This window comes from Mesorhizobium sp. 01N446, from assembly GCF_056399285.1.
The window spans coordinates 143,954-169,685 of record NZ_JBFTRA010000003.1 but is presented as its reverse complement, the minus strand read 5'-3'; the positions used below and the strand labels follow the sequence as shown (position 1 = coordinate 169,685).

30 protein-coding genes are annotated in these 25,732 nt (G+C 64.2%); 18 read left to right on the top strand and 12 right to left on the bottom strand.

What is annotated here, in order from left to right:
- Positions 1 to 11 precede the first annotated feature (11 nt).
- Positions 12 to 926, bottom strand: coding sequence for a LysR substrate-binding domain-containing protein (locus AC1DPX_RS15110; protein WP_477237731.1), 915 nt, complete (start codon positions 924 to 926; stop codon positions 12 to 14).
- Positions 927 to 1,020: 94 nt separating this feature from the next.
- Here AC1DPX_RS15110 and AC1DPX_RS15105 point away from each other — a divergent pair, with 94 nt between their 5' ends.
- From AC1DPX_RS15105 to sbmA, 3 genes are all read left to right on the top strand, one after another.
- Positions 1,021 to 1,245 (top strand): hypothetical protein, encoded by a 225-nt coding sequence (locus AC1DPX_RS15105; protein WP_202355368.1) that lies wholly within the window; start codon positions 1,021 to 1,023, stop codon positions 1,243 to 1,245.
- Positions 1,246 to 1,361: 116 nt separating this feature from the next.
- Positions 1,362 to 2,522 (top strand): YbfB/YjiJ family MFS transporter, encoded by a 1,161-nt coding sequence (locus AC1DPX_RS15100; RefSeq protein ID WP_202355367.1) that lies wholly within the window; start codon positions 1,362 to 1,364, stop codon positions 2,520 to 2,522.
- A gap of 114 nt (positions 2,523 to 2,636) precedes the next feature.
- Complete coding sequence (gene sbmA / locus AC1DPX_RS15095) at positions 2,637 to 3,896, top strand: peptide antibiotic transporter SbmA (RefSeq protein WP_202355366.1); 1,260 nt, start codon at positions 2,637 to 2,639, stop codon at positions 3,894 to 3,896.
- A 30-nt stretch (positions 3,897 to 3,926) separates the two neighbouring features.
- Here the strand turns inward: sbmA and AC1DPX_RS15090 are convergent, their stop codons facing one another.
- The gene (locus tag AC1DPX_RS15090) at positions 3,927 to 4,928 is read right to left on the bottom strand and encodes a polysaccharide deacetylase family protein (protein WP_477237729.1); all 1,002 of its coding nucleotides are present in this window, start codon (positions 4,926 to 4,928) and stop codon (positions 3,927 to 3,929) included.
- A 240-nt stretch (positions 4,929 to 5,168) separates the two neighbouring features.
- Between AC1DPX_RS15090 and AC1DPX_RS15085 the strand changes: the two genes are divergently transcribed.
- Both AC1DPX_RS15085 and der read left to right on the top strand, forming a co-directional pair.
- Entirely contained in the window at positions 5,169 to 5,834 is a 666-nt protein-coding gene (locus AC1DPX_RS15085; RefSeq protein WP_202355364.1) for a tetratricopeptide repeat protein, read from the top strand.
- A 63-nt stretch (positions 5,835 to 5,897) separates the two neighbouring features.
- Positions 5,898 to 7,337: a ribosome biogenesis GTPase Der gene (gene der / locus AC1DPX_RS15080; RefSeq protein WP_477237727.1), complete on the top strand. Its 1,440-nt coding sequence runs from the start codon at positions 5,898 to 5,900 to the stop codon at positions 7,335 to 7,337.
- A gap of 18 nt (positions 7,338 to 7,355) precedes the next feature.
- Here der and AC1DPX_RS15075 read toward each other — a convergent pair whose 3' ends face one another.
- Entirely contained in the window at positions 7,356 to 8,273 is a 918-nt protein-coding gene (locus tag AC1DPX_RS15075) for a LysR substrate-binding domain-containing protein (protein ID WP_477237725.1), read from the bottom strand.
- 119 nt (positions 8,274 to 8,392) lie between these two features.
- Here AC1DPX_RS15075 and AC1DPX_RS15070 point away from each other — a divergent pair, with 119 nt between their 5' ends.
- The 7 genes from AC1DPX_RS15070 (at position 8,393) to AC1DPX_RS15040 (ending at position 13,996) form a co-directional block, all read left to right on the top strand.
- Positions 8,393 to 9,685 carry an MFS transporter gene (locus AC1DPX_RS15070; protein ID WP_477237723.1) on the top strand — a complete coding sequence of 431 codons (1,293 nt, stop codon included), beginning with the start codon at positions 8,393 to 8,395 and terminating at the stop codon, positions 9,683 to 9,685.
- A gap of 144 nt (positions 9,686 to 9,829) precedes the next feature.
- Positions 9,830 to 11,014 carry a cell wall hydrolase gene (locus AC1DPX_RS15065; RefSeq protein ID WP_477237721.1) on the top strand — a complete coding sequence of 395 codons (1,185 nt, stop codon included), beginning with the start codon at positions 9,830 to 9,832 and terminating at the stop codon, positions 11,012 to 11,014.
- A 256-nt stretch (positions 11,015 to 11,270) separates the two neighbouring features.
- On the top strand, positions 11,271 to 11,678 hold the full coding sequence (locus tag AC1DPX_RS15060; RefSeq protein ID WP_202355359.1) for an AtpZ/AtpI family protein: 408 nt from the start codon (positions 11,271 to 11,273) through the stop codon (positions 11,676 to 11,678).
- A gap of 84 nt (positions 11,679 to 11,762) precedes the next feature.
- Positions 11,763 to 12,521: a F0F1 ATP synthase subunit A gene (locus AC1DPX_RS15055; RefSeq protein WP_019856924.1), complete on the top strand. Its 759-nt coding sequence runs from the start codon at positions 11,763 to 11,765 to the stop codon at positions 12,519 to 12,521.
- An 84-nt stretch (positions 12,522 to 12,605) separates the two neighbouring features.
- On the top strand, positions 12,606 to 12,830 hold the full coding sequence (locus tag AC1DPX_RS15050; RefSeq protein WP_013896722.1) for a F0F1 ATP synthase subunit C: 225 nt from the start codon (positions 12,606 to 12,608) through the stop codon (positions 12,828 to 12,830).
- 67 nt (positions 12,831 to 12,897) lie between these two features.
- Entirely contained in the window at positions 12,898 to 13,494 is a 597-nt protein-coding gene (locus AC1DPX_RS15045) for a F0F1 ATP synthase subunit B (RefSeq protein ID WP_202355358.1), read from the top strand.
- Positions 13,495 to 13,504: 10 nt separating this feature from the next.
- Positions 13,505 to 13,996: a F0F1 ATP synthase subunit B gene (locus AC1DPX_RS15040; protein ID WP_019856926.1), complete on the top strand. Its 492-nt coding sequence runs from the start codon at positions 13,505 to 13,507 to the stop codon at positions 13,994 to 13,996.
- A gap of 344 nt (positions 13,997 to 14,340) precedes the next feature.
- Here the strand turns inward: AC1DPX_RS15040 and AC1DPX_RS15035 are convergent, their stop codons facing one another.
- On the bottom strand, positions 14,341 to 15,036 hold the full coding sequence (locus AC1DPX_RS15035) for a ribonuclease HII (RefSeq protein WP_202355357.1): 696 nt from the start codon (positions 15,034 to 15,036) through the stop codon (positions 14,341 to 14,343).
- Between the two features lie 152 nt (positions 15,037 to 15,188).
- Complete coding sequence (locus tag AC1DPX_RS15030) at positions 15,189 to 16,343, bottom strand: PA0069 family radical SAM protein (protein WP_477238259.1); 1,155 nt, start codon at positions 16,341 to 16,343, stop codon at positions 15,189 to 15,191.
- Between the two features lie 150 nt (positions 16,344 to 16,493).
- On the opposite strand from AC1DPX_RS15030, the gene AC1DPX_RS15025 reads away from it, so the two are divergent.
- Both AC1DPX_RS15025 and AC1DPX_RS15020 read left to right on the top strand, forming a co-directional pair.
- Positions 16,494 to 17,021: a glycosyltransferase gene (locus tag AC1DPX_RS15025; protein WP_202355356.1), complete on the top strand. Its 528-nt coding sequence runs from the start codon at positions 16,494 to 16,496 to the stop codon at positions 17,019 to 17,021.
- Positions 17,022 to 17,164: 143 nt separating this feature from the next.
- Positions 17,165 to 18,139, top strand: a complete 975-nt coding sequence (locus AC1DPX_RS15020; protein WP_477237719.1) for a hypothetical protein — start codon at positions 17,165 to 17,167, stop codon at positions 18,137 to 18,139.
- Here the strand turns inward: AC1DPX_RS15020 and AC1DPX_RS15015 are convergent.
- From AC1DPX_RS15015 to AC1DPX_RS14985, 7 genes are all read right to left on the bottom strand, one after another.
- The gene (locus tag AC1DPX_RS15015; RefSeq protein WP_477237717.1) at positions 18,129 to 18,590 is read right to left on the bottom strand and encodes a GFA family protein; all 462 of its coding nucleotides are present in this window, start codon (positions 18,588 to 18,590) and stop codon (positions 18,129 to 18,131) included. The genes AC1DPX_RS15020 and AC1DPX_RS15015 overlap by 11 nt on opposite strands.
- Positions 18,591 to 18,705: 115 nt before the next feature.
- Complete coding sequence (gene moaB / locus AC1DPX_RS15010; protein WP_477237715.1) at positions 18,706 to 19,260, bottom strand: molybdenum cofactor biosynthesis protein B; 555 nt, start codon at positions 19,258 to 19,260, stop codon at positions 18,706 to 18,708.
- A gap of 1 nt (position 19,261) precedes the next feature.
- Positions 19,262 to 20,149, bottom strand: a complete 888-nt coding sequence (locus AC1DPX_RS15005; protein ID WP_477237713.1) for a 4-(cytidine 5'-diphospho)-2-C-methyl-D-erythritol kinase — start codon at positions 20,147 to 20,149, stop codon at positions 19,262 to 19,264.
- A gap of 26 nt (positions 20,150 to 20,175) precedes the next feature.
- Positions 20,176 to 20,361, bottom strand: a complete 186-nt coding sequence (locus AC1DPX_RS15000; RefSeq protein WP_013896713.1) for a membrane protein — start codon at positions 20,359 to 20,361, stop codon at positions 20,176 to 20,178.
- 140 nt (positions 20,362 to 20,501) lie between these two features.
- Positions 20,502 to 21,362 (bottom strand): S49 family peptidase, encoded by an 861-nt coding sequence (locus tag AC1DPX_RS14995; protein WP_477237711.1) that lies wholly within the window; start codon positions 21,360 to 21,362, stop codon positions 20,502 to 20,504.
- 80 nt (positions 21,363 to 21,442) lie between these two features.
- On the bottom strand, positions 21,443 to 22,258 hold the full coding sequence (locus tag AC1DPX_RS14990; protein WP_477237709.1) for a tRNA1(Val) (adenine(37)-N6)-methyltransferase: 816 nt from the start codon (positions 22,256 to 22,258) through the stop codon (positions 21,443 to 21,445).
- Positions 22,258 to 22,482, bottom strand: coding sequence for a putative signal transducing protein (locus AC1DPX_RS14985; protein ID WP_202355349.1), 225 nt, complete (start codon positions 22,480 to 22,482; stop codon positions 22,258 to 22,260). The genes AC1DPX_RS14990 and AC1DPX_RS14985 overlap by 1 nt, the downstream gene beginning before the upstream one ends.
- A gap of 201 nt (positions 22,483 to 22,683) precedes the next feature.
- Between AC1DPX_RS14985 and AC1DPX_RS14980 the strand changes: the two genes are divergently transcribed.
- The 4 genes from AC1DPX_RS14980 (at position 22,684) to AC1DPX_RS14965 (ending at position 25,697) form a co-directional block, all read left to right on the top strand.
- Positions 22,684 to 23,700 (top strand): polyprenyl synthetase family protein, encoded by a 1,017-nt coding sequence (locus AC1DPX_RS14980; RefSeq protein ID WP_019856937.1) that lies wholly within the window; start codon positions 22,684 to 22,686, stop codon positions 23,698 to 23,700.
- A 108-nt stretch (positions 23,701 to 23,808) separates the two neighbouring features.
- The gene (locus tag AC1DPX_RS14975) at positions 23,809 to 24,477 is read left to right on the top strand and encodes a GntR family transcriptional regulator (protein WP_477237707.1); all 669 of its coding nucleotides are present in this window, start codon (positions 23,809 to 23,811) and stop codon (positions 24,475 to 24,477) included.
- 192 nt (positions 24,478 to 24,669) lie between these two features.
- Positions 24,670 to 25,263: a biotin transporter BioY gene (locus tag AC1DPX_RS14970; RefSeq protein WP_477237705.1), complete on the top strand. Its 594-nt coding sequence runs from the start codon at positions 24,670 to 24,672 to the stop codon at positions 25,261 to 25,263.
- Entirely contained in the window at positions 25,260 to 25,697 is a 438-nt protein-coding gene (locus AC1DPX_RS14965) for a DUF1284 domain-containing protein (protein WP_477237703.1), read from the top strand. The genes AC1DPX_RS14970 and AC1DPX_RS14965 overlap by 4 nt, the downstream gene beginning before the upstream one ends.
- Positions 25,698 to 25,732: the final 35 nt, after the last annotated feature.

Below are 25,732 nucleotides of genomic sequence, written 5' to 3'. Positions count from 1 at the left end.
GTGGGCCAGGCCTAGGCCGCGCTTTCGAGCGATCCGAACTGCGCCATCGTCGCCGCGATCTCTTCCTTGATCCAGGCCTTGAAGTCCCGGACCTTGCGACTTTCGGCCTTGGCAGACGCGGTCACCAGCCAGTAGCCGAGCCCGCTTTGCGCGCGGATTCCGAACGGTGCCACCAGCCGCCCGTCGGCCAGCGCATCCGCCGTCAGCAATTGCCAGCCCAGCATCACGCCATGGCCGGCAATCGCCGACTCCAGGCACAGCATCGGATCGGTGAAGCGCGCGCCTTTCTGGAAGGTGACGGGCGCAATACCGGCGGCCGCGAACCAGCTCTCCCAGTTGATCATCGCCCGCTCGTCGGTGATGGCGCAGGTCTGGGCAAGGTCCTCGACCGTTTTCAGTTTTCCGGCGATGTCAGGCGCGCAGACCGGGAAGATTTCCTGTGCCAGGAGCAGTTCCGCTTGCCCGCCTGGCCATTTGCCGTCGCCAAGGCGGATGGCGATATCGATGTCGGAACGATCGAGATTGGCCAGCCGCACCGACGCGTCGATGCGCAGCAGCACATTGGGGTGCCGGTCGAAGTGACGCGATAGCCTGGGCAACAGCCATTTCGAAGCGAAGGCCGGTGCCGCCGAGACAACCAATGTGCATTGGGTCGCTTCGTCGGCCAGCGCCACGGCCTGGGCAAGCTCGCGAAATCCGGCCCCAAGACGGGTCGCGAAGACAGAGCCGAATTCGGTCAGCACCAGACCGCTCGCCGTGCGCTCGAACAGTGCCTGGCCGAGCTGCTTTTCAGTGCGGCTTATCTGCTGGCTGACGGCACTGACGGAAACGTTGAGCTCGGCCGCCGCCGCCGCAAGCGAGCCGAGACGGGCAACGGTTTCGACGGCGCGAAGGCCGTTGAGATGGACGCGGTTGAGCATGGCCATTTGAGATTTTCTAAACCGATCCGGCTGAAATCTCAATTGAAAGACGCAAGGGAACGGCACTTTATCGACGTGAGCCAAGCTCAAGGAGCCGTAAATGTTAAGGCTGTTGTCATCGCTGAAGGTTCTGTTTGCCATCGACGCGCCGTTCGGGCCGCGCGCGCAGGGCGATACGCAGACATGGCTGACCGATCCGCTGTCGCATCCCGTGCTGAACACCATGTCGGAACGTGAGCTTGGCGACGTGCCGTTCAGGCTGACGGCGCGGCGAACGGTGTACGAGACGGCTTCATTGCATGCCGGTTTCGGCGGGCGCTGCTGAGCCGAGCAGGCGCCTTCGGTTCCAGTATAAGTCGAACCTGTCGCGGGTCTCTGCGCTCCGCTGGCCCAACAGATAGCGGATTGTTTCAGCGACCCCCGCATTTATTGTGCGCTGCAATGAGATCCGCCACCTCAACAGCGCTGCGCTTCACCGTCGCCGGCATGATTGCGATGGCGGTGGCCATGGGCATCGGCCGCTTCGTCTACACGCCGATCCTGCCCGGCATGATGGAAGAACTGCATCTGTCGCCGGCCAATGCCGGATGGATCGCGTCGGCCAATTATCTCGGCTACCTCGTCGGCGCGTTTGCGGCGGCGGGCGGCTGGGCGCAGGGCCGCGAGCGTCTGCTGATGCTCACTGGACTTGGCGCCAGCACCATCCTTGCGGCGTTGATGGGGTTGACCGACGCCATGGTCGCCTTTCTCGTCATCCGCTTTCTGGCCGGCCTGGCCAGCGCTTTCGTCATGGTGTTCATGGCCAGCATCGTTTTCAGCCATATCAATGCCGCTGGTCGTGGCGACCTGCAGGCATGGCATTTCGGCGGTGTTGGTCTCGGTATCGCGATCTCCGCGGCGATGATGGCGGTGCTGGTGACCGAGCACGCCGGCTGGGCCGCGGGCTGGTTGTGGTCGGCGGCGATTTCGGCTTGTGGTTTCGCGGCTGTGGCGCTTCTGGCGAACGAAGGCCCGCTCGCCAATGGTCAAGCCGTCCGTGAGCCGGCCCTGCCGAAAGACCGGTCGCTGATGAAGATCATCATCGCCTACGGCCTGTTCGGCTTTGGCTATGTGGTGACGGCGACGTTCCTGGTCGCCATCGTTCGCCAGGGCGGCGGCAGCCGCGTTTTCGAGGCCATGGTCTGGTTGGTCGCTGGTCTTGCCGGTTTTCCCTCGACCTGGCTCTGGCAGAAGATCGCTGGGCGGATCGGGCTCCATGCCGCCTATGCGCTGGCATGTTTCATAGAGGTGATCGGCGTCACCGCCAGCGTGGCCCTTGGCGGATATCCGGGACCACTGCTTGGCGGTCTGCTGCTTGGCGGCACCTTCATCGCCATCACCGCGCTTGGCCTGCAGGCCGCCCGCCAGCAGGCGCCACAGGCGCCCCGGCGCATCTTTGCCTCGATGACGGCGTCGTTCGGCCTTGGCCAGATCATCGGCCCGATCGCCGCCGGCCTTCTGGCGCAGATGTCGGGCGATTTCTTCCTCGCTTCGATCGTCGCCGCGGCCATGCTGGTGGTCTCCGGCGTCATCACATGGTCGGCCGCGCCAAAATCGCCATGATTTGTGGTCTTGCTCTGCGCCGGGTGTCGGGCAGGCATTTTCTTTCCCCCTAATGTGTGACTTTATGCCCGCCGAAGTCAGCTGATTTGCCCATCGAGCAAGGAATTCGCCACAGTGTTCGTATCCTTCTTTCCGCAGCCGAAGCTCTTTTTCTCTTCGGCCGCCATCTGGAGCCTTGCGGCAATCCTGTTCTGGTTTTTCGGTGGCGAGCAACTGGGCGCCTTTTTCGGCCTGCCGGCCGCCGCCGCCGACGCGCCGCCGATCATCGGCATCGCCGTGCTGGTGTCGAAGCCGTTTCTCTGGTTCTACATCTACTTCGTGGCCTGCGTGGCCATCTTCTACGCATTCTGGAGTTGGTATTCGCCGCACCCGTGGCAGCGCTGGTCGATCCTGATGACGGCGGTGATCCTGTTCTTCATCTATTTCAATGTGCAGGTCAGCGTCGCCGTAAACGCCTGGTACGGGCCTTTCTTCGACTACGTGCAAGGCCTGATGTCAGGCACCGGAAAATCGACCAACGGCGAATTTTATACCGGGCTGGCCGACTTTTCCTGGCTGGCGCTGGTCGGCATGAATGTGCAGGTGGTCAATGCCTTCATCGTCAGCCACTGGATATTCCGCTGGCGCACGGCGATGAACAACTACTTCATCGAAAACTGGTCCAGGCTGCGCCATATCGAGGGCGCCTCGCAGCGTATCCAGGAAGACACGATGCGGTTCTCGCAGATCATGGAAGATCTCGGCTCCAGCTTCGTCCAGTCGATCATGACCCTGATCGCCTTCCTGCCGGTGATGATCCAACTGCAGGCTCATATCAGCGAGTTGCCGATCATCGGCGCGATCCCGCAGCCTCTGGTGGTCGCGGCACTCGCTTGGTGTCTGTTCGGAACGATCTCGGTGATGATTGCCGGCCTGAAGCTTCCGGGGCTGCAGTTCCGCAACCAGCGCGTCGAAGCCGCTTATCGCAAGGAGCTGGTTTACGGCGAAGACCATGCGGACAGGGCGCAACCCGCCACCACCGCCGAGTTGTTCGCCAATGTCCGCCACAATTATTTCAGGCTCTATTTCCACTACATCTATTTCAACGTCGTCCGGTACACCTACCTTCAGGCCGACAACATCTTCTCGCTGCTGATCCTGGGTCCGTCGCTGGTCGCGCACAAGATAACGTTCGGCGCGCTGAACCAGATCTCGAATGCCTTCGGCAAGGTGACGGGTTCGCTGCAGTTCCTGCTGACCTCGTGGTCGACCATTGTCGAACTGCAATCGGTCCACAAGCGCCTGCGCGCCTTCGAGGCGACGCTGCTGGGCGAGCCGCTGCCCGATATCGACCAGCGCTATCTGGCAAGGCAGGGCGCCGAAGATCCGGCATAGTAAGGGTTTGATGCGAAGCGCGTTGGCGGCTCAGCCGCCAACCGAGGCCTGTTTCTGAGCCTGTCGCGAAACATAATCGCGAAAACTGATGCATTCGACATCGGATTTGACGCAGACCTCGCCGGCGAAGCGCTCCAGCGCGTTCCAGTACGCGCCGTCATTCATCAGCGTGAAGTGGAAGCCGAGTTCCAGCGGAATGCGCTTGCCCCGATACTGCGCGTCGAAAGCGGCGCGGAACGCCTGATAGGTCCGGTCGGCGAATTCGCTGGCCTTGCTCGGCCGTTCGAAGCCGCCGGAATGCCTGACATAGAGATTGTAGTCCATGGCGATCACCGGCCGCGATTTCGGTCCTTCCGGGATCTGCGGCAGTGAAAAGCGGGTGATGCCGCCGACGAGCGGCGGCAGGGCGGGGCCTTGCGAAACGCCGCTGGCGTCGAACTGGTAGCCGGCGGCGGACAGTGCCTCGTAGAGCGCCTTGCCGGCCGACAGATAGGGCGCGCGGAAACCGATCACGGCATGCCGGGCGAAATCGCGCCAGCCGGCGGGTTCGGGCGCAATGCCGTTGATCGCATAGGCATTCTCGAGAATGTGCTCGAACGAGGCGAATTCGGTCAGCCAGTCGGCCTTGCTCCAGTCCTTGCCGTCGAAATGGCCGCAGGCGTGGCTGGCGATGTCGTGGCCTTCATGCGCGGCAAGGCCGATCTGCTCCAGCCGTTCGGCCACTTCCTGTTTGGAAGCGGCAAAGCCGATGTTGGATTTGCCTGATGTTTTGCCGGGCGCGGTGTATTCCTTGCGCGTCTCCGGCGACAGCAGGAAGACGCAGGAGAGAAAATAGGTGAAATGCGCGCCGGTGCGCTGCGCCAGCGCCCGGCTGCGCTTCCACTGCGAAATGTCGCGGGCGCTGTCGAACGAGATGATCACCACCTGCTTCGGCTTTGCCTGGATTGGCGGCGCGGGCGGATCGGCCACGGCCGCGCCGGCAGAGGCGAGGGAGGCAAGCGCGAACGCGGCAACGCGGGACAAACTAGGCATCGGCAAACTTACAGGCTCCGGGCGGTCACAAAGCCGGCTATCCCCGAAATGTGGCGTGGGTGCGATTGGGTTTTTTGCCGGTCTGCCCCGGGGGCAAACATCGGCTTGCCCCGGACAAACATCCGTTTGACCCGGGGGGAATGGGCGATTTTCCGGCCGAACCCCTTCCATGCCGACAAAATTTCGCTAAAACGCGGGCTCATGAACCGCCCCGGCCCGGGGCAAAAGTGGTTTTGATTGATGTCCGACGACAGTTTTATCCGTGAAGTCAACGACGAGATGCGTCGCGAGCAGGCGCAGAAGCTGTGGGACCGTTTCGGCCCGGCCTTGCTCGGCATCGCGATCCTCGTGGTGCTCGGCACCGCTGCCTTCGTCGGCTATCGCTATTGGGACGAGACGCGTGCCAACCGCTCCGGCGATGCCTTCTCGCAGGCGCTGAAGCTTGCCAATGACGGCAAGAATGACGAAGCGCTGGCCGCGCTCGACCAGCTGGAGAAGGACGGCTACGGCGCCTACCCGCTGCTTGCCCGCATGCGCGCCGCCACCGTCAAGGCGAGCAAGGGCGACACCAATGCCGCCGTCAAGGATTTCGACGATGTCGCAGCCGACACCGCCATCCCCCAGGGCATTCGCGACATGGCGCGGCTCAGGGCAGCGCTGCTGCTCGTCGATCACGGTTCCTTCGCCGACGTCTCCAGCCGCGTCGAGGCGTTGACATCGGACACCAACACGCTGCGCCACACGGCGCGCGAGGCGCTCGGCCTTGCCGCGTGGAAGGAAGGCAAGACGCAGGACGCGTTGAAGCTGTTCGACCAGATCGCCGCCGATGACGGTGCCCCGCGCAACACCCGCGAGCGGGCAACGCTGATGTCCGAGCTGATCCGCGGCTCGGGCAATGCCTCGTAAATGCATGTCGCCCAAAAGTGTGCAGCGGTTTTGGGACAACGACATGCATGATTGTAGGACCGTATGACCTTCAAAGTCGCCATTATCGGCAGACCTAACGTCGGCAAATCGACCCTTTTCAATCGGCTGGTGGGAAGGAAGCTGGCGCTTGTCGACGACACGCCGGGCGTCACCCGCGACCGTCGCGTTCATGCCGCCAAGCTTTACGACCTGCATTTCGACGTCATCGACACAGCCGGTTTCGAGGACGCGGGTGCCTCGACCTTGCCCGGCCGCATGCGGGCGCAGACCGAGATCGCCATCCGCGAAGCCGACCTGATCTTCTTTACCATCGACGCCAAGTCCGGTCTGCTGCCGGACGACAGGACCTTCGCCGAAATCGTGCGCAGGTCCGGCAAGCCGGTCGTGCTGGTCGCCAACAAGGCCGAGGCCAAGGGCGCGCAGGGCGGCATGCTGGAAGCCTGGGAACTGGGCCTTGGCGAGCCGATCCCGGTTTCCGCCGAACATGGCCAGGGCATGCCCGATCTGCGCGATGCGGTGATCGCGGCCCTTGGCGAGGCGCGCGCCTTCGGCGAGGACGAAGACGGCGAAGACGACGAGATCGCCACCACCGAGGTGCTGATCGGCGAGGATATCGCCGACCCTGACGCCGAGGATGCGCATAGCTACGACGATACCAAGCCGATGCGCATTGCCGTCGTCGGCCGCCCGAACGCCGGCAAGTCGACGCTGATCAACGCGTTGATCGGCGAGGAGCGGCTGCTGACCGGGCCGGAAGCCGGCATCACACGCGATTCGATCTCGGTCGACTGGGATTGGCATGGCCGTCGGCTGAAACTGTTCGACACGGCCGGCATGCGCCGCAAGGCCAGGATCCACGAGAAGCTGGAAGTGATGTCGGTGCAGGACGGCTTGCGCGCCATCCGTTTCGCCGAGATCGTCATTATCGTGCTCGACGCCACCATTCCTTTCGAGAAGCAGGACCTGCAGATCGCCGATTTGATCATCCGCGAGGGCAGGGCGCCGGTGATCGCTTTCAACAAATGGGACCTGATCGATCATCCGCAAGAGCTTCTGGCGGAACTGCGCGAGAAGACCGAGCGGCTGCTGCCGCAGGTGCGCGGCATCCAGGCCGTGCCGGTCTCGGCCGAGACCGGGCGCGGCCTCGACAAGTTGATGGATGCGGTGCTCAAGACCCACAAGGTGTGGAACAGCCGCGTCTCGACCGGCAAGCTCAACCGCTGGCTGGAAGCCATCCTCGCGCATCATCCGCCGCCCGCCGTCGCCGGGCGCCGTCTGAAGGTCAAATACGTCACGCAGGCCAAGACCCGACCGCCGGGTTTCGTGGTCCAGTGCTCGCGTCCGGATGCGATGCCGCAATCCTATGTGCGCTATCTCTCCAACAGCCTGCGCGAAGCCTTCGACATGCCGGGCGTGCCGATCCGCATCGCGCTGCGCACCTCGGACAATCCGTTCGCCGGCCGGGCCAAGAAGCGCGGCTGAGCGTTAGCGCTCGTCTGATCAGGCGACCGCACGCAAGCCGGCAGTCCGGGCATTGCCTGGCAAGGCCTGTCGTGCCGCTTCCAGCAATATGTCTCCCAGGCGGGCCGCCACCGGCTCGGGTTCGGCATCCCGGCGATGCAGAAAGAGCGCCATCTTGGGCAGCGCCGGCAAGCCGGCGATCTCCGGCGTCATCGCGCTGACGCTCGCCGGCAGACCGATATCGGTGCGGATCGTCAGCCCAAGTCCCGCAGCCACGGCCGCCCAGATGCCGCCAAGGCTCGGGCTGGAGAAGGCCATGCGCCAGGACAGGCCGGCGCGGTCGAGTGTTTCCGTCGCCACCGTGCGCAAAAGGCATGGCGCTTCGAGCGCCACCAGCGGCAGCGGTTCGCCGTCGCGCAGGCTGGTCTCGATCCGCTTTGCCGGGCCGATCCAGCGCATGGGAACATCCGCGACATGCTCGCTGTAGGGCAGCGTCTGGCCGCTGTGCCAGGCGAGCGCGATGTCGAGGCTGCCTGACATCACCCTTTCGGCAAGGTCGTGGCTGCGCGCGATCCTGGCCTCGATCTTGACCTTGGGGTGGGCGCGGGCGAAACGGCCGAGCACGTCGGGCAGCACCGCCTCGCCAAAATCCTCCTGCAGGCCAAGCCGCACCCAGCCTTCCAGTTCGACATCATGGATCGCCGCCGCGGCCTCGTCGTTCAGTTCGAGCAATCGCCGCGCATAGCCGAGCATGGTCTCGCCGGCCTCCGTCAAGGCCAGCCCGCGCCCCGATTTGCGGAAGATCGGCGTCGCTGCCTGGTCTTCCAGCTTCTTCAATTGCGCGCTGACCGCCGAGGTCGAGCGGCCCAACCGGTCGGCGGCCTTGGCAAAGCTGCCGAGCTCCATACCGGTGACGAAACTGCGCAGAACATCGAGGTCGAAGTTTACGCGTTGCATCAGAATGTCCTGTTTTTCAGGAGTGACAGTCAAAAAATTCCTGATTTTAAGGATGAAGTTATGGCGCTAGGGAGATGCCGTCAAGGTCCAGGCGACTGGACCACCACGGGAATGAAACGATGTCCGCCATTGTCGACTGCACCGACCCACAGCCAACACAAATCCTGAAGGACAGGGCTGGCGGTCCTGCCGAGAGGGTATTCAGTCCCGGCCACCGCTGGAAGGTCCTTGGCATCGGTGTTGCCGCCAACGCCAGTTTCTCGGCCACCTTCTCCGGCATACCGGCTACGGCGGTGGTGCTTCGCCAGGGCTATCATCTGAGCAATGCCGAGCTTGGCGTCGCGCTCGGCGTCCTCGGCCTGGGCGTTGCGCTCAGCGAATTGCCCTGGGGCCTGCTTACCGATCGCTGGGGCGATCGCCGCGTGCTGCTGATCGGGCTTGGTGCGACGGCCGCCTGGCTTCTTGCCATGGCCATGCTCGTCGTGCCGACAAGGTCGGGCATTCCCGATGTCGCGCTCCTGTCGGCAAGCCTGCTCGTCACCGGTCTGCTTGGCGGCAGCGTCAACGGCTCGAGCGGCCGCGCCATCATGGGCTGGTTTCGGGAAAACGAGCGCGGCTTTGCCATGAGCATAAGGCAAACGGCGGTGCCGCTCGGCGGCGGCCTCGGCGCGCTGGTCCTACCTTCGCTCGCCTTGGCTTTCGGCTTTTCCGCGGTGTTCGGGCTGCTGGCGGGCGCCTCCGCACTCTCCGCGCTGTTCGCCTGGCGTTGGCTGCACGAACCGCCGACGGCGGGCCACGTCGCTGCGTCCGCCGTGGCCGGACCGGCGCCGCTGCGCAACATCGAGGTCTGGCGCATCGCGACCGCCATCGGCCTGCTCTGCTTCCCGCAGGTGGCGGTGCTCACCTTCGCGTCGGTGTTCCTGCACGACTTCGCCGGGCTGGGGACGGCGGCGATCAGCGCGAGCCTTGCCGCGGTGCAGACCGGCGCCATGGTCATGCGTGTCTGGAGCGGCCGCTTCACCGACCGCCATGGCAATCGCCGCCAGTTTCTGCGCTGGTGCAGTGCGCTCAGCGGGTCGGCCTTTGTGGTGCTTTGGCTGTTGGTCCTGGCCAGTCCCGCAATGCCGGGCGACCAGTCCTTCCCGATCGCTGTGCTTCCCCTGGTGCTGATTGTCGCGGGCATCTCGGTGTCCGCCTGGCACGGCGTCGCCTATACCGAGCTTGCCACGCTTGCCGGCGCCGACCATGTCGGAACCGCGCTCAGCCTGGCCAACACCTTTGTCTTCGTAGGCTTCTTCCTTGTGCCGGTGGCCATTCCCGGGCTGCTGCATCTCTGGTCCTGGCCCGCCGTATGGCTGTCGGCCGCCATCTGCGCGCTGATCGCCTGGCCGATCTTCCTGCGACCGGCCTGAACGCCCGGCCGCAAAACCGCCCGACTTCCAAACCACGACCTTGAGCCGACTGAGAAAACCCGATCGATCCCGTTAACGTCCCATCAAGGTTAATGCATCATTTTGCTCTCCAGTGGGGTCAGTAGCGTTCCTGGAGAGAGTTCCGTGCATCGACGCGTGTTGAAGCGGCTTGCTGCCGCCGCCGGTGAGAAGAAACGCAGTTTTGTGTCTCCTTTCATCATCGGCCTCGGCATCTGGATCGGCTTCCCGACCGTTGCCGCCTACCAGGACATGACCAGCCTTGTGTCCGGCCTCGAATCGCCGACCGCGCGCTGGAATTCCTATGTCGAGAGATCCGTCGCCGGTTCGACCCATGCCGCCGAGATGCCCTTCGTCGATTCCGACGTCACCGGCTCGATCTCCGGATCGGGTATTCACCTGGCCGGCGTCGGCAACGTCTCGTTTCGCGGCAAGGGTGGCAAGGTCAGCGGCTCACCCGACGAGGATCGCGTGGTGCGCGCCGACAAGAAGGGCCGCATCGTCCAGGTGTCTCCCGTCGCGCCGCCAAAGAACTTCAACGCCGGTTCGATCTTCCAGCGCACCTCCTCCCTGATGCGGCCGAGCATGGACGGCGACCTCAAGATGGCTTTCGCCAAGCCGCAGATCAAAGGCAAGGAAATCCAGATCGCCGCGGAATTCCATGCGCGTGAGGAAAAGAAGCCGGATCCCGGCGTGCCGGCCATGCTTGCCGCTTTGGTCAACAACGATCATCCCGATGTGCTGGCGACGGCCTATGCGCAATCCGAGCCGGACTACGCCAAGGCCTCGCCCTTCGAGGCTCTGCTGCAGGACGAGCAGCCCAACAGCGGCCGCTTCATTCCACCGATGRCCAAGGGTGACCATTGGTGGATCCAGAACCCGCTGCCGGCCAGCGTCTTCTCCAAGCCCGAGCAAAAGTGCCTGGCCAATGGCATCTATTTCGAGGCGCGGAGCGAATCCGTGCGCGGCCAGGCGGCCGTTGCCCAGGTCATCCTCAACCGCGTCCGCAACCCCGCCTATCCCAATTCGATCTGCGGTGTCGTCTACCAGAACGACAGCTGGTTCAACCGTTGCCAATTCTCCTTCGCTTGCGACGGCAGGAAGAAACGCATCGACAGCCCGGCGGCCTACAAGACCGCGCAGGACATTGCCATGGCCGTCACCGCCGGCAAGATCTTCATCCCCGAGGTCGGATCGTCGACCCACTACTACGCCCAATATGTCCATCCGGGCTGGGCGCGCACGATGCAGAAGATGACCAAGATCGGCCTGCATATCTTCTACCGCACCTATGGCGGCGGCTGGAGCTGAGAGCTCGCCAGCCGCGGGTCTTTTCCACCAGCCACGGGCTCGATCAGGGAGCCATTGCCGGGGGGATTCGCGCAGCGCATCCCCATCATGGCGGCGGGCACGATGTCGCACCTCTCTAATTATTTGATTTTATTGCCTAAAATACATGGCAATGATCTTCCGCCCGTGGCTTGACGGGCGCAAACCCTCTAACTATGTTGCCGGCGACTTTAGAAGCGGACGGACGGTGACGGTCTGACCGGGCAGGGGGGTTGCGATGGCCGACAAGAATGGGCCAGACGGAACCGGAGAAACCGGCCGCGGCAAGCAGCATGAATCCGGCATCCGTGACGACGATCTTGAGCGACGTCGGCGTGAACTTGAAGCATCGCTTGCGACAAGGCTGCCGAACCGGCTCGAGGGGAAAGACGACGCGAAAGCGGGCAGTGCGGCCGGTTATGGCCAGGCGGTCAAACTCTCCAGTGAATTTATCGCTGGCGTGGTGGTGGGCGCCGGCATCGGCTGGATCATCGATCGTATGGCGGGGACATCGCCGTGGGGTCTGATCGTTTTCCTGCTGCTTGGTTTTGGCGCCGGCGTGCTCAATGTCATGCGTTCGGCAGGCGTTGTGGCAGAATTCGGACAGGGCGATAAATCGCGCTCTGGCCGGGATGACAGGAAATGACCGCCTTTCAGGCGGCATTTGGAAATAGCCGCCCTTACGCGGCAATGGTAATTTGGCCGTACGCGGCATTGACGGGGTTAGAACGTGGCAGCTGACAAGGTCGATCCGATCCACCAGTTCCATATCATCAAGCTGGTTCCGATTAACATCGGCGGCTACGACCTGTCCTTCACGAATTCGGCACTGTTCATGGTCGCGACCGTTGTTGTCGCCGCCGCGTTCCTGTTCCTGACGACGTCGAGCCGCAGCCTGGTTCCCGGCCGGCTGCAGTCGATCTCCGAAATGGCCTATGAATTCGTCGGCAACATGTTGCGCGATGCAGCCGGCACGCAGGGCATGAAGTTCTTCCCCTTCGTGTTCTCGCTGTTCATGTTCGTGCTTGTCGCCAACCTGCTCGGCCTGTTCCCCTATTTCTTTACTGTCACCAGCCACATCATCGTCACCTTCGGCCTCGCCGCCCTGGTGATCGGAACCGTGGTGGTCTACGGCTTCATGAAGCATGGTCTTGGTTTCCTGAAACTGTTCGTGCCGCATGGTGTGCCGGTGTTCCTGCTGCCGCTGGTGGTGCTGATCGAAGTCATCTCCTTCGTCTCGCGCCCGGTCAGCCTCTCGGTTCGTCTGTTCGCCAACATGCTCGCCGGCCACATCACGCTGAAGGTGTTTTCTGGCTTCGTCGTCAGCCTCTCGGCGCTGGGCGCGGTCGGCGTCGCGGGCTCGGTCCTGCCGCTGGCCATGGCGGTGGCGCTGACGGCGCTTGAATTGCTGGTCGCCTTCCTGCAGGCCTACGTCTTCGCGGTGTTGACCTGCATGTATCTCAACGACGCCCTGCATCCCGGGCACTAGGTCTAAGAGTTTTCGGCCCAAGGTTTCCAACATTGGCGCCGGATGGAATACCAACGGAATTTCAGATCCAAAGGAGTTGAACAAATGGACGCAGAAGCAGCAAAGTACATCGGCGCCGGCATCGCTTGCCTGGGCATGGGTGGCGCGGGCATTGGCCTGGGCAACATCTTCGGCAGCTACCTCTCGGGCGCGCTGCGCAACCCGTCGGCTGCTGATGGCCAGTTCGGCCGCCTGATCTTCGGCTTCGCCGTGACCGAAGCTCTGGGCATCTTCTCGCTTCTCATCGCGCTGCTGGCCCTGTTCGGCTGAGCCAGGCTTTGGGAAGATTGGACAGGCCGGCCGCGCGAGCGGCGGGCCTGATATCTGGGGATAGTCCATGTTCGTGACATCTGCCTTCGCGCAAGAGTCCGCGCCAGCAGCCGATACCAGCCATGCCGCGACCGGAGGCGACACGCACTCCGCCACCGGCGTGCCTGAGGCGCATGGCGCATTTCCGCCGTTCGATCCTGCGACCTTCCCGTCGCAGCTTCTGTGGCTGGCGATCACTTTCGGGCTGTTCTACCTCTTCCTGAAGCGGGTCGTGGTGCCGCGCGTCGGCGGCATCATCGATGTTCGCAACGATCGCATCAGCCAGGATCTCGATCAGGCGTCGAAGTTGAAGGGCGAGGCCGACGCCGCCGTTGCTGCTTACGAGCAGGAACTGGCCGAAGCCAAGAAGAACGCCAACTCGATCGGCCAGCAGGCCGCCGAAGCGGCCAAGGCGGAAGCCGAGACCGCACGCAAGAAGATCGAATCCGCTCTCGACGAGAAGCTTGGCGAGGCCGAGGCGCGCATTTCTTCCATCAAGGCCAACGCCATGAAGGAAGTCGGCAGCATTGCCGAGGACACCGCTTCGGCGATCGTCGAGGCCCTGGTCGGCGGCAAGGCCAGCAAGGCCGAGATCGCGGCCGCGGTCAAATCCGTGGCCCGGTGAGGAGCGCATCATGGACGCTACATCTCTCGCAACGCTCTGGGCCACGATTGCCCTGATCATCTTCCTGGGCGTCGCCATCTACATCAAGGTGCCCGGCCTGATCGCCAAGGCGCTCGACGCCCGCGCCGCCAGGATCAGCAGCGAGCTCGACGAGGCACGCAAGCTGCGTGACGAGGCCCAGCAGTTGCTTGGCCAGTACAAGAAGAAGCGCAAGGAAGCCGAGCAGGAGGCTGCCGACATCGTCGCGGCCGCCAAGCGCGAAGCCGAAATGCTCGCCACCGAAGCGCACAAGAAGACCGAGGACTACGTCGCCAGGCGCACCGCGCTTGCCGAGCAGAAGATCGGTCAGGCCGAGCGTGATGCGGTCGCCGAGGTGCGCGCCAGCGCCGTCGACATCGCCGTCGAAGCCGCCCGCGCGCTGCTCGCCGCCAAGGTCGACGTCAAGGCTGGAGCCGACCTGTTCAAGGCTTCGCTCGCTGATGTGAAGGCCAAGCTGAACTGAGCCCGCAACATTTGGAAATCAAAAAGCCGCCCGGGCAACCTGGCGGCTTTTTTGTTGGCGGTGCGCTGAAGCTGCCAACTTCCCCCCCCGTTGGGGGTTGAGGAGCGGACCGCGCAGCGGACGGAAAGCCAACTGCTTGGCTTTCCGAGCGACGAACGCCCGGCAGGGCAGAGGGGGCGTGAAGGAATGCCGGCCTTGGTTGCCTCTGGCTGGGCATGTTCAGAAAGTCGAGGCATCGATCGATACGCCGGCGGGACAGCGCCCCCCCCCCCCCTCTGGCGTGCCGGACATCTCCCCCACTGGGTTCCCACAAGGGGGAGAGCAGCTGTCATTGCTTGCCAATCTCAATCCAGGCCGTCGAAGCTCTCTTCCTCAGCCACTTCCGCACCGCCCAGCCTGAATGGCGCGAACGACACGCGGTGCAGTCTTGCGACCGGGCCATGCGTCTCGATCGCCGTGCGGTGGCGTGCGGTAGCGTAGCCCATATGGACTTCGAAGCCGTAGCGGTCGTGGTGGCTGCCGCAGCCGCACATCATGCGGTCGCGCATCACCTTGGCGACGATCGAGGCGGCGGCGATGGACTGCGAGCGCTGGTCGCCCTTGATCAGCGCGCGGCCGTCGCACGGCAACCCTGGCGGCACGTCGCGGCCGTCGGCAAGCGCGAGCTTTGGCCGAACCGACAGCCCGACCAGAGCGCGGCGCATTGCCTCGAGGCTGGCCTTCAGGATGTTGCTGCCGTCGATGCCTTCGGCGCTGATCGAGGCCATCGAAACCGCCTGCGCCGAGCCGAGAATGCGCAGGAACAACGCTTCGCGCTGCAAATGGCTGAGCCGTTTGGAATCATCTAGGCCTTCGGGGATGTTGGCGGGGTCGAGCACGACCGCCGCGGCGACCACAGGTCCGGCCAGCGGTCCGCGGCCGGCCTCGTCCATCCCGGCCACCGGCCACAGGCCGTCAGCCATCGCCTTCGTCTCGAAGGAGAAATCGGGTTTCTCGACGATTTCGAAGAGAAGCGGAGAATCGGAACGCGCGCGAGCCATGTTGCGGCGAGGTTCGCATCGGCTCCGATTCTCCGCAAGTCCCTCCGGGTCGGGTGGGGCGCCGGACCGGGAGGGCACCGTCTGCAGGCCGGGGCGGGCCGGACGGGATTTTGTGCGCCGTGGCAGGTCAAACCGCCGCGGCGAATTGCAATTCAGAGCAGCATCAGCTGCTCCTGGTCTTTTCCGGCAGCGACGAACTGGTCGGTGCGCAGCGTGCGCCGTTCGGCATTGAGGCCGAGCCGTTTGGCGGTGATCTCGAAGCGCCGGCCGATCTGCCAGGCGTAGGGACCGGCGCCCCTCATGCGCTTGCCCCATTCCGAATCGTAGTCCTTGCCGTCGCGCATCGACCGGATCAGCGACATCACGTGGCGGTAGCGGTCGGGATAGTGGCGCAGCAGCCAGTCCTTGAAGATCGGACTGACCTCCAGCGGCAGGCGCAGCACGACGTAGCCCGCCTCGCGCGCACCGGCGGCGTATGCCGAATCGAGGATCCGCTCCATCTTCTGGTCGGTGAGGCCGGGGATGATCGGCGCCACCATGACAGAAGCCGGAATGCCGGCATCCGATAGCTGCCGGATCGCCTCCAGCCGCTTGGTCGGCGTCGACGCGCGGGGCTCCATCGTCCTGGCCAGCATGCGGTCCATCGTCGTCACCGACAGCGCCACCTTGGCCAGTCCGCGTTCGGCCATGCGAGACAGGATGTCGATGTCGCGCGTCACCAGAGCCGATTTGGTGACGATGCCGACCGGATGGCCGCGCGCTTCCAGCACTTCGAGGATCTCGCGCATGATGCGGTACTGTTTTTCGATCGGCTGGTAGGGATCGGTGTTGGTGCCGATGGCGATGGTGCGCGGCTGGTAGCCGTCCTTCGACAGTTCCTTGTCGAGCAACCGCGCCGCATCCGGCTTGGCAAACAGCTTGGATTCGAAATCCAGCCCCGGCGACAGGCCCATGAATGCGTGTGTCGGCCGCGCGAAGCAATAGACGCAGCCATGTTCGCAGCCGCGGTACGGGTTGATCGAGCGGTCGAAGGAAATGTCGGGCGATTCGTTGCGGGTGATGATGGTGCGCGGCTTTTCCACCTGCACCTCGGTCTTGAACGGCGGCAGCTCCTCCAGCGAACTCCAGCCATCGTCGAAGACATGCCGGCTGATCGGCTCGAAGCGGCCGGACGGATTGATGCCCGCCGATCGGCCGCGGTTGCGGTCCGGACGGATGCGCATGCCGCTCTGCTCGATCATCGCATTGGCCATTTCGGCTCGTCCTGCTCCGAAAGCTGCAATGTCGGCTCGCACGATCGGTTCCATCTTGGCCCGCTCCCAGGGACTGTCCATGTTGTGTCGAATCGCTCTGTTCATGAAATTATTCCTATTTGGCGAATGAGAACAAAGCAAGAACTTTTTATGTTGCGCTGCAAAAACTGGCGCTGTGCGCGGCTTTCCGCTATTCGGCTAAACATGCTCAGTGTTCTTATCGAAACGCGCAATGACGAGGAGGCTCTCGCCCGCACGCTCGCCTCGCTGATTGGTGGCGCGGTGGAGGGCGTGGTGCGCGAGGTCGTCGTGTGCGACGCCGGCTCCACCGACCAGACGCATCATGTCGCCGAGCATGCCGGCTGCCACTATGTGGCGAGCGGCGGCATTGCCGCCGGGATCAGGCAGGCCAAGGGTGACTGGCTGCTGCTGCTGGAGCCGGGCGCGCGGCTGGTGGAAGGCTGGATCGAAGCGGTCGTCGCCCACACGGCTAGGCAAACCATGGCGGCGCGGTTTTCGCGCGCGCGCGGCAGCCGCACGCCGTTCCTGGCCCGGGTCTTTTCGGGAAATCGTGCGCTCGCCGACGGGCTGGTGATCAGCAAGCGCCAGGCCGCATCGCTGTCAAAGAGCGCCGGCAGCGCCGAGGCGCTGGCGCGCGGCCTGGCGACAAAGAAGCTCGAGGCCGAGATCTGGGTGGCGCCGCCGAAGCAGCAGCACCGCGCGCCGAAGTGATTTTTGCATCCGCTCTGCTTATTGTGCATTGCACAAGATCTGACGTGAGATTAGCTTTCGTTCGAAGCGGGTGAATTGGGTTGGGTCATGCGAGTGGTGGGCACCGATGCGGCATCGGTGTCACCCTCATGGACGAGGACCCGATGACCCTTTCAACGTCAGATAAATCCGGTGCCGCCAGTCTCGAGGCCATTGCGCGCAATGGCAGCCTGCTGCGGCGCATCGCCGTGCGCATTCCGACCTACCTCAAGGACTTGCGCGAAAACCCCGCCTGGTTACCTATGTTCATGCTGGCGCGCACTATGGCTGGGCGCCGGATGCATTGGCTGGGCGCAAAACGCGCCCGCCCCGCCGACAATGTCGGCGACACGATGTTTTCCGGTGTCGAGCGGGCGTCGGTTGTCGATGCACTGCGTTCCGACGGCCTGTTCTCAGGCCTGGTCCTGCCATCGGACATCCATGAAGAGATCGCGAATTTTACGTGGCGCACACCTTGCTTCGGCAATTTCGACCGGCGTCTCGAATTCATGCCGGGCGAGCATGCGCAGGCCGAGAAACGCCTGGGCCGCTCGCTGCTCAGCGGACACTATTTCGAACGCATCCTCGACTGCCCGGCCGCACTCGCCATACAGCGCGATCCGCTGCTTCTCGACATTGCCGCGCACTATCTCGGCGGCCAGGCCAAACTGATCACGACACGCGTCTGGTGGAGCTTTCCGACCGGCGACGCCTCGGACGCTGACAAGAACCTTGCCTCGCTCGGCAAGTATCATTTCGACCTCGACGACTGGCGCATGTTGAAATTCTTCTTCTACCTCAAGCCTGTCGACGCCGACACCGGTCCGCATGTCTATGTCAGGGGCAGCCACAAGCGCCGCGCCATCAAGCATCAGCTCACCCTGTTGGTCGGCCATCCCGCCCAGGAGGTGCTGGACGTCTATGGCGAGCAAAGCCCGGTGACGCTGACCGGCGAAGCCGGCCTCGGCTTCGTCGAGGACCCGTTCGGCTTCCACATGGGCACCGTGCCGGCGCGCACCCCGCGCCTCATGATGGAAGTCGGCTTCGGCGTCTCACGCCCCTCGCGCCGACGTTTTCATGGCGAGCCGGTCATCCGGTAAAGGCGGGCCGGATCTCCACCGGCATCCAGCGCGCCTGTCGCCGGGCAATGCGGCTTTCCCTGCACTCGGCATCATAGTCCACGGCGACGGGTTCGCGGCTGAACTGCAACCGGTCGTCCAGGGCATTGACGATGATGATCGCCCTTGGATCCCCGTCATCGGTGGTGACCGCCGCGACGTAGACACCGCAGCCCCGGCAGATCAAATACTCGGCTGTACGCAGGCCGAACCGGTATCTGTGCAATCGGGCTTCGTCCCCGACCGAGACGGTCAGCCTGCCGTCGGGATCGGCGACGGCGCGCGAGCCATGCTTGATGCAGAACGAACATTGGCAGGCGCGGACTTCGATCTGCGAAGGATCGAGCTTGGTTGAAAATCGAAGGCGTATGTTGCCGCAATGGCATCCGCCGGCATGCTCGTTCATCGCATCGTCCCCGTCGTGGTCGGCCATGGCCCTCCCACGAGAAGGTACTTTCTCCGGCATCCGGTTTGGAATGGCGTTTCGAAGGCGCAGACGCCGTTCCACCTGCCAAACACGGCGTGAAACCGGGGCTTGCCCTCGGCTTTTACGGAGCCGACTTCCCGCGCCGCAGATGTTCGTCCAGGCGCGGCATGATCTCGACGAAGTTGCAGGGCATGTGCCGGTAGTCGAGCTGCGCCTTGAGGATGCCGTCCCATGCGTCCTTGCAGGCGCCGGGCGAGCCCGGCAGCACGAAGACGAAGGTGGCGTTGACGACACCGCCGGTCGCCCGGCTCTGGATCGTCGATGTGCCGATCTTGTCATAGGAAATGCGGTGGAACACTTCGGAAAAGCCGTCCATGCGCTTTTCGAAGATCGGCTCCAGCGCCTCCGGCGTCACGTCGCGCCCGGTGAAGCCGGTGCCGCCGGTGGTGATGACGACATCGATGTTCTTGTCCCGCGACCACGCCAGAACCGTGTCGCGGATCTTGTCACGGTCATCGGTGACGATATCGCGGGCGGCCAGGATGTGGCCGGCCTCGGTGATGCGGTCGGCCAGCGTCTGGCCGGATTTGTCGTCGGCAAGGCCGCGCGTGTCGGAAACCGTCAGCACCGCGATGCGCACCGGAACGAACGAACGGCTCTCGTTGATCCCAGCCATCTCACTCAGCCTCCGAGGACATGCTGCGCGTCGCCGCGACGAACCAGTCGGGCTGGCGGCCGCGGATCTCGGCCGCCGCGCGCTTGGCGACATTGCCGGTCTCGAACAGGCCGAAACAGGTCGCGCCCGATCCCGACATGCGTGAAAACCCCGACCCGGCCTTATCGAGCCACGAAAGCGCCCGGCCTATGGCGGGCTGCAGCGCGAGTGCGGCCGGTTCGAGATCGTTGCGGGTGACCTCCAGCCAGTTGCGCAGGCTGTGAAAATCGATGCTGCGCGGCAGCGGCGGCAGGGGCTCGTTGTCGCGGCTGGACAGGGCCGCGAAGACATCCGCCGTCAAGACCGGCGTGCCAGGATTGACCAGCACCAGTCCCAGCGCCGAAAAGTCCGGCACCATCGACAGCTCGTCACCAATGCCGCGCGCCACCAGAGGCTTTGCCGCCAGGCACATCGGCACGTCGGCGCCAAGCGAGAGACCGATCCGCGCCAGCTCGGCGTCATCCATGTCCAAGGCCCATGTCCGCGCCAGTCCGCGCAGCACGGCCGCCGCGTCGCTCGACCCGCCGCCGACGCCGGAGGCGACCGGCAGGTTCTTTTCCAACTTTATCGAGACAGGCGGGGTCCGCGAAGGGCCGGCCTCCCGCCGCAAAGCATCGCGCGCCTTGAGCACAAGATTGCCGGCGTCGAGGGGAACCGCCGCCGCGTAGCGGCCGGACACGGTGAAGTCGTCACCGTCGGCGGGCGCGATCTCGACCCGGTCGCCAAAGCGCGTGAACACCGCCAGGCTTTCGATGAGGTGATAGCCGTCAGGGCGCCTGCCGGTGACATGCAGCGCCAGATTGATCTTGGCATGCGCGTGCCAGGTGCGCGAACCGATCTCGGTGTCCACGGCGTCAGTCGTAAGGGGGATGATGCTCAGTCCTTGGCCAGCCGATATTCGCCGGTCTTCGGATCCTTGACCAGCGTGCCCATCGCGCCATTGGCCGCCTGCTTTTCGGTGCGCCGCACCTTGGCGGTCACGCGCTCGGCCTCGCGCACGAAGGTGCGATAGCCGAAATAGGCGGCGACGCCAACGACGGTGAAGAAAATGATCTGCGGCATGTCACAACTCCTACCACGCTGGGCCGGCGAAGGCGGCCGGTCGGGTCGGTCAATGCGTGTCGCCCAAAACTGTGTCCGGTTTTGGGAAAACGGCATGCATAGGACTTCAAACCCTCATGCTAAACGGTTTTGCGCGGTTTTCAAAGCCCGAAGCGAGCCCACAGCGCGCGCTCTTCCGCCGCATCCATGACGCCGCTGGCGGCAGCGGCGGCGATATCGGGCGCTGAAAAGCCCTTGCTGGAGCCGAACAGGCCAAAGCGGCTGAGGAAACCGCGTGGCGCCGTGACCAATCTCAGCTGGGTCTTCGCCCCGAACCGGGTCTTCAGCACCGTGCGCATGTCGCCGAGCGCATCGACGAGGCCGAGCTCCAGCCCCTTTTTGCCCGTCCAGAACAGGCCCGTGAACAGATCCGGATCGTCCTTAAGCTTGCTGCCGCGCCGCTCCTTGACGAGATCGATGAAGGTGTCGTGCACCTCGAGTTGCAAAGCCTTCAGCCGCTCGACATCTTCCTTCTTCTCGGGCTTGAACGGATCGAGCACAGCCTTGTTCTGGCCGGCGGTGTGGACACGGCGCTCGACCCCGATCTTCTTCATCAGTTCCGGGAAACCGAACGAAGCCGAGACCACGCCGATCGAACCGACGATGGAGGACGGATCGGCAAAAATCTCGTCGCCGGCAACCGCGATCATGTAGCCGCCCGAGGCGGCGACATCCTCGACAAAGACCAGCACCTTTTTGTTCTTTTCAACCGCCAGGTCGCGGATGCGCTTGAAGATCAGCCGCGACTGTACTGGCGACCCGCCGGGCGAATTGATCGAAATGGCAACCGCCGGCGCGTCGAAGGAAAATGCCTTCTCGATGAGGCCTGCGGTGGAGGCCAGCGACAGGTTCTGCCGGAACTGGCCGCCCGACATGATCGTGCCGTGCAGCCGGATGACCGGAATGGTGACGACGGTGGAGCGCCAGGATTTCGGCAGCAGGCGGTTGAAAAGGCGTTTCACGAGGGCGCGGTCTCCGGTCGATTGCGTTGCAGGCATGTAGGGATTTCCCGGCCAACGGCAATGCGGCGGCCAGGAATAGCTCAATCTCCAAACAGCGAGGCGAGACCGTTGGCAATCATTTCGCTGCGCTCGTCGGGGCCGTTGCCCGATTGCGCGTGAAGCATCAAAGGCGGGCGGATGGCAAGTTTTCCGCGCGCACCGAGCGCTGCCCGCACGACAATGCGGATCGCCGCCGCGTCGGGGCGAGGGTGCACGGCCAGCATCTCGGCATCACCGAAACGGCCTGACATCGCATCGAGAATAGCGCCGAGCTGTTCGGGCCGCGCGATGACGGCAAGCCCGCCACGCGGCCTGACCACCGCCGCCGCGCTGCGGATCCAGCTTTCAAACAGCCCGTCCTCCATGACATGGGCTTCCTTTCGCAGCCTGTCCGGCGTGGCGCGGTCCCTGGCTGCGTTGAAGGGCGGATTCATGATGACATAGTCGAAGTCGTTGTCGGCCAGACCTGTCGCCACCCGGGCCTGGCCTGAGGCCGTGACGTCGGCGACGAGCACGGAGGCACGATCGCTGAGATGCGCATTGCCGGGGTGAGCAAGGGTGGCCGATGCGAAGGCGGCCATTTCGGGCGCGCGTTCGACCAGAACGGCCCTGGCGGCCGGGCAGCGCGACAGCACCGCCAGGCCGGCAGCACCGGCGCCGGCGCCGAAGTCGGTGAGACGTCCGGAAAAGACGGACGGCACCGACGCCGCCAGCATCATCGCATCCATGCCGGCGCGATGGCCGCCATGCTTGGGCTGCACGAGCCAGAACCGGCCGCGATGGAAGGCATCGACCGTATGGGCCGGCGTGTCCGGGCCAAGGGTGTCGAGGGCAGGGGCGGCTGGCGCGGCCGACATTATTCTGTGCGGATCTCGTTGGCGATGCCGGCATCCCTGAGGATGCGACGAGCGGCATCGGCCTGGTCGGCGTCGACCATGACGCGCTTCTGCAAAAGACCGATCGACCCTTCGAGAATGCTCATATTCTGATCGGCGACAAAGCAGGCGATGCCGGCGTCGCGCATCAGCGATTCGACGAAGGAGATGATCACGGCATCGTTGGTGCGGACAAGCTCTATCATCGCATGAAACTCGCAGTTTGCGCCATTGATGTAAACGGGCAGGGATTTCCGTGGCGGAGCCTCGGCCCCCGCGCTGGTTAACAGCCTGTCACCAACGCCGCGCCAATTCGCCACTTGCCGTGGCCGTGTCCGCCGCCCTAGAGTCCGTATCGGGATTAAGGGTGCCGTCGCACGCGTTATAACAAGACGGGAGTGATTGTCGTGGGTGTCGTTCTCAACATCGAAAACGGGAAGCGGGAACCCGCCTCCATCAAGGATCTGATCGATCTGACGGCGGCCGATATGGGACGCGTCAACGAATTGATCCTGTCCAAGGCCGGCTCCGACGTCGAGATGATCCCGGAAGTCGCCAACCATTTGATCTCGTCAGGCGGCAAACGGCTCAGGCCGATGCTGACGCTCGCCGCCGCGCAGATGTTCGGCTATGCCGGCGAAGGTCACGTCAAGCTCGCCACCTCGGTCGAGTTCATGCACACCGCGACTTTGCTGCACGACGACGTCGTCGACGAGAGCGGCATGCGCCGCGGCAAGAAGACCGCCCGCATGATCTGGGGCAACCAGGCGAGCGTGCTGGTCGGCGATTTCCTGCTCGGCCAGGCCTTCCGCATGATGGTCGATGTCGGCTCGCTCGAAGCGCTCGACATCCTGTCGAGCGCCGCCTCGATCATCGCCGAGGGCGAGGTCATGCAGCTTGCCGCCGCCAAGAACCTCGAAACCACCGAGGACGAGCACTTTGCGGTCATCAAGGCCAAGACCGCGGCCCTTTTTTCGGCGGCCGCCGAGGTCGGGCCCGTCATCGCCCAGGCGACGCGCAACGATCGCGCCGCACTGCGCTCCTACGGCATGAACCTCGGCCTTGCCTTCCAGCTTATCGACGATGCGCTGGACTATGGCGGCACCAGCAAGGATCTGGGCAAGAATGTCGGCGACGATTTCCGTGAGGGCAAGGTGACCTTGCCGGTCATCCTCGCCTACCGGCGCGGCACCAAGGCCGAGCGCACCTTCTGGAAGCGCGCCATCGAGGATAATGTCGTCGACGATGCCGGCCTGGAAAAGGCGATCGGCCTGATGACCCGCCACGGCGCCATCGCCGACACGATCGGCCGCGCCCGGCATTTCGGCGAGATCGCCCGCGACGCGCTGGCGCCGCTGGAAGAAACGCCGCAGAAATCGGCGCTGATCGACGTCATCGATTTCTGCATCAGCCGGGTGAACTGAGCAGGCCGACCTTTGTCGGAGTTTTCCCTCGCTTTGTACTGGGGAGAACGTTGGCGAACACCACCCGCCGTCTCGACAAGCTGCCTTGCCGCAAATTATCTATAAAACATGGCAAAGGGCACGGACGACACCATCGCGGTGCGCATCAGCAAGGCGCTGGCGGACCGCATCATCTCGGGCGCGATCGAGCCTGGTGCCCGGTTGCGCCAGGATCACGTCGCCGAGGAATTCAACACCAGTCATGTTCCGGTGCGCGAGGCCTTCCGCCGCCTGGAGGCGCAAGGCCTGGCCGTCAGCGAGCCGCGCCGTGGCGTGCGCGTCGCGGCTTTTGATCTCGGCGAGGTCAAGGAAGTCGCCGAAATGCGGGCCGCGCTCGAAGTGCTGGCGCTGCGCCATGCCGCGCCGCATCTGACGTCAGCCATTCTCGATCTCGCCGAGGAGGCGACCAAGGCCGGTGACAAATCCCGCGATGTCCGGTCCTGGGAGGAAGCCAACCGCGCCTTTCACCGGTTGATCCTGGCGCCGTGCGGCATGCCGCGCCTGCTCGCCACCATCGACGATCTGCACGCCGCCAGCGCCCGCTTCCTGTTCGCGGCGTGGCGCTCGGAGTGGGAAACGCGCACCGACCAGGATCATCGGGCAATCCTGACCGCCTTGCGGCAGGGAAACACCGAATCGGCCGCGGCAACGCTCGGGCGGCATGTCCAATGGATCGGCCGCAAGCCGGTCAAGACCGCGTCCGGCGCGACGCGTGAAGCCTTCGCGATCGTTGGCTGATATCTGTCGCCCGGAAGTGGCCCTCCGATTTTGGGCGCACGACATGCATGAAGCAACGATCTGAAGCACGTCGCGACGCAGTTCGGACGGCCTTTGACGTGGGAGGGCTTGCTATGTCGCGAGAAATATGGATTCGATAATAGATCGAAAGCAGAAATTATCTATAATTTTAAATCGACCGAAGGGATCCCTATGACCGATATCGCATTCACGTCCAGCAAGCCGTCCTTCAGCCCGCTCCGGCTGCAGGATCGCTCGCTCGCCTGGCAGGTCGGCGCCGTCGTGCTCGGCACGCTGTTCCTGGCGCTGTCCTCCTACATCGAAGTGCCGATGGTGCCGGTTCCCATCACCATGCAGACCTTTGCCGTGACGCTGATCGGCGCGCTCTATGGCTGGCGCCTTGGCGCGGTCACCATCGCCGCATGGCTGGTCGAAGGTGCGGTCGGCTTTCCGGTTCTGGCCGGCGGCGCGGCCGGTGCGTCCTATTTCGTCGGGCCGACCGGCGGTTATCTCTTCGCCTTCCCGGTTGTCGGCGCGCTCGTCGGCTGGCTGGCCGAACGCGGCTGGAACGGCAACAGGGTGGTGCTTGCCTTTGGCGCCATGCTGCTCGGCAATCTTGCCTGCCTGGTGCTCGGCACGGCATGGCTTGCCGTCATGATCGGCGCCGAACAAGCCATTACCTACGGCTTCCTGCCATTCATCGTCGGCGGCTTGCTGAAGTCGGCGCTTGGTGCCGCGACACTGATGGCGCTCCCCCGCGGCAAGGCAAAGCCGGCCAATCCGTGACGATCAGGCTGCGCGCCCATCACCTCCTTTGCCTGCTCACCTATGTGGGCAAGGGATACAGCCCCGCTTTCACCGCCAATTATGATGCGATCGCGGAGCGCCTGAGCCGGGGCGAGGACATCCTCCTCGTCTCCGGTCCGGACGATGTGTGCGCGCCGTTGCTCGACGGGCCGGAGCCGCATTGTCTGGGCGAGAGCGTCGCCGAACGGGACCGGCTTGCCGCGCGCGATGTCGCGGATCTGCTGGCCCTGCCAATCCAGCCCGGCGTCCGCGTCGATCTCGACGCGGCAATCCTGGCGCGGCTGCGGCAGGCGTTTTCCGTTGGTGGCGTACGGAAGGCTTGCGGCGGCTGCGAATGGAACGAGTTGTGCGGCGCGATAGCGGCCGGCGGCTTTGCCGAGACGAAGGTGCAGCGATCCGTCGTGCCGCGCTGACCTTGACGCCGGCCTTTCCTCGGTCGAAAATCCAC

Coding starts and splice junctions, on each gene's coding strand:
- AC1DPX_RS14975 (WP_477237707.1), top strand. CDS start 23,809: ATGGCAAAGGGCACGGACGACACCATCGCGGTGCGCATCAGCAAGGCG.
- AC1DPX_RS15110 (WP_477237731.1), bottom strand. CDS start 926: ATGGCCATGCTCAACCGCGTCCATCTCAACGGCCTTCGCGCCGTCGAA.
- AC1DPX_RS15090 (WP_477237729.1), bottom strand. CDS start 4,928: ATGCCTAGTTTGTCCCGCGTTGCCGCGTTCGCGCTTGCCTCCCTCGCC.
- AC1DPX_RS15040 (WP_019856926.1), top strand. CDS start 13,505: ATGGACGCTACATCTCTCGCAACGCTCTGGGCCACGATTGCCCTGATC.
- AC1DPX_RS15085 (WP_202355364.1), top strand. CDS start 5,169: ATGTCCGACGACAGTTTTATCCGTGAAGTCAACGACGAGATGCGTCGC.
- AC1DPX_RS15045 (WP_202355358.1), top strand. CDS start 12,898: ATGTTCGTGACATCTGCCTTCGCGCAAGAGTCCGCGCCAGCAGCCGAT.
- AC1DPX_RS15070 (WP_477237723.1), top strand. CDS start 8,393: ATGTCCGCCATTGTCGACTGCACCGACCCACAGCCAACACAAATCCTG.
- AC1DPX_RS14990 (WP_477237709.1), bottom strand. CDS start 22,258: ATGTCGGCCGCGCCAGCCGCCCCTGCCCTCGACACCCTTGGCCCGGAC.
- AC1DPX_RS15075 (WP_477237725.1), bottom strand. CDS start 8,273: ATGCAACGCGTAAACTTCGACCTCGATGTTCTGCGCAGTTTCGTCACC.
- AC1DPX_RS15100 (WP_202355367.1), top strand. CDS start 1,362: ATGAGATCCGCCACCTCAACAGCGCTGCGCTTCACCGTCGCCGGCATG.
- AC1DPX_RS15015 (WP_477237717.1), bottom strand. CDS start 18,590: ATGGCCGACCACGACGGGGACGATGCGATGAACGAGCATGCCGGCGGA.
- moaB (WP_477237715.1), bottom strand. CDS start 19,260: ATGGCTGGGATCAACGAGAGCCGTTCGTTCGTTCCGGTGCGCATCGCG.
- AC1DPX_RS15025 (WP_202355356.1), top strand. CDS start 16,494: ATGCTCAGTGTTCTTATCGAAACGCGCAATGACGAGGAGGCTCTCGCC.
- AC1DPX_RS15000 (WP_013896713.1), bottom strand. CDS start 20,361: ATGCCGCAGATCATTTTCTTCACCGTCGTTGGCGTCGCCGCCTATTTC.
- AC1DPX_RS15050 (WP_013896722.1), top strand. CDS start 12,606: ATGGACGCAGAAGCAGCAAAGTACATCGGCGCCGGCATCGCTTGCCTG.
- AC1DPX_RS15105 (WP_202355368.1), top strand. CDS start 1,021: ATGTTAAGGCTGTTGTCATCGCTGAAGGTTCTGTTTGCCATCGACGCG.
- AC1DPX_RS15060 (WP_202355359.1), top strand. CDS start 11,271: ATGGCCGACAAGAATGGGCCAGACGGAACCGGAGAAACCGGCCGCGGC.
- der (WP_477237727.1), top strand. CDS start 5,898: ATGACCTTCAAAGTCGCCATTATCGGCAGACCTAACGTCGGCAAATCG.
- AC1DPX_RS14970 (WP_477237705.1), top strand. CDS start 24,670: ATGACCGATATCGCATTCACGTCCAGCAAGCCGTCCTTCAGCCCGCTC.
- AC1DPX_RS15020 (WP_477237719.1), top strand. CDS start 17,165: ATGACCCTTTCAACGTCAGATAAATCCGGTGCCGCCAGTCTCGAGGCC.
- AC1DPX_RS14985 (WP_202355349.1), bottom strand. CDS start 22,482: ATGATAGAGCTTGTCCGCACCAACGATGCCGTGATCATCTCCTTCGTC.
- AC1DPX_RS15035 (WP_202355357.1), bottom strand. CDS start 15,036: ATGGCTCGCGCGCGTTCCGATTCTCCGCTTCTCTTCGAAATCGTCGAG.
- AC1DPX_RS15030 (WP_477238259.1), bottom strand. CDS start 16,343: ATGGAACCGATCGTGCGAGCCGACATTGCAGCTTTCGGAGCAGGACGA.